Origin of the sequence: Pseudomonas sp. HMWF006 (genome assembly GCF_003061205.1) — a bacterium.
Taxonomy (GTDB): Bacteria; Pseudomonadota; Gammaproteobacteria; order Pseudomonadales; family Pseudomonadaceae; genus Aquipseudomonas; species Aquipseudomonas monsensis.
The window spans coordinates 798-1,991 of record NZ_QAIU01000634.1 but is presented as its reverse complement, the minus strand read 5'-3'; the positions used below and the strand labels follow the sequence as shown (position 1 = coordinate 1,991).

Annotated in this window: 1 protein-coding gene and 1 pseudogene; both read left to right on the top strand. The window is 63.5% G+C overall.

Annotated elements, in window-relative coordinates:
* Window positions 1–350, top strand: a pseudogene (locus DBR24_RS29320) (PTS fructose transporter subunit IIBC); the annotation flags it as partial.
* 165 nt (window positions 351–515) lie between these two features.
* Window positions 516–1,194, top strand: a 679-nt coding sequence (locus tag DBR24_RS34345) for an alkaline phosphatase (protein ID WP_371921380.1), incomplete at its 3' end; no start/stop codon positions are given.

The window sequence follows — 1,194 nt, the reverse complement described above, 5'->3', positions numbered from 1 at the left end:
CCCGCCGCAAGTTCGCCCAGACCGAGCGCGAGGCGGGTAAAGCGGCGCTGGTGCTGGGGCTGTGCTTTATCTCCGAAGGGGCGATTCCGTTTGCCGCCAAGGACCCGCTGCGGGTGATTCCGGCGAGCATTGCCGGCGGTGCGTTGACTGGCGCACTGTCGATGTACTTCGGCTGCAAACTGATGGCGCCGCACGGTGGTCTGTTTGTGCTGGCGATCCCGAATGCAATCAACCATGCGTTGCTGTATCTGCTGGCGATTGTGGCGGGGAGCCTGCTGACCGCTGTGGTCTATGCGACGGTCAAACGCCCGGAAGCGGCCGAGCTGGCGATGGAGCCCGCCAAAGCCTGACACCGATCTCAGTAAGCGTGAGCCTGCTCGCGATAGCACTCTGTCCAAGACATCAATGTTGACCGACACACCGCCATCGCGAGCAGGCTCACTCCTACAAGAGCAGGTGTCATGGCGGAGTCATACAGCCGTGCTTAAGTTTTCCTTTTTTTCAGGGAGAACTCCATGAGCGATTTCAATCTCGGTCGTCGGCGGGTCATGCAAGTGGTCGGTGCCGGTCTGCTGATGCCAGGGCTGGCGCCAGCGGTGATCGCGTCGGTCAAGGATCGGCCGCAACTGACGGACGGCGTGCAGTCCGGCGACCTGCAGGGCGACCGCGCGATGATCTGGAGCCGCAGCGACCGTCCGGCGCGAATGGTGGTCGAGTGGGACACCCGTAGCCAGTTTCGCCACCCGCGCCGGGTAATCTCGCCGCTGGCCGATGCGCGCACAGATTTCACCGCCCGGGTCGAACTGACCGGGTTGCCCGCCGATCAGGCGATTTTCTATCGGGTGTATTTCAAGGACGCGCAAACCGGCGTCGCCAGCGAACCGTGGCTCGGCCACTTGCGCAGCGCACCGACGGCGCGGCGCAACATCCGTTTCGTGTGGAGCGGTGACACCGTCGGCCAGGGCTTCGGCATCAACCCGGACATCGGCGGCATGCGCATCTACGAATCCATGCGCCTGCGCCTGCCGGACTTTTTTATCCACAGCGGCGACACCATCTACGCCGACGGCCCGGTGCCGGCGCAACTGACCACCGAGGGTGGGCGCATCTGGCGCAACCTCACCACTGAAGCCAAGAGCAAAGTCGCGCAGACGCTGGACGACTATCGTGGCAATTATCGCTACAACCTGATGG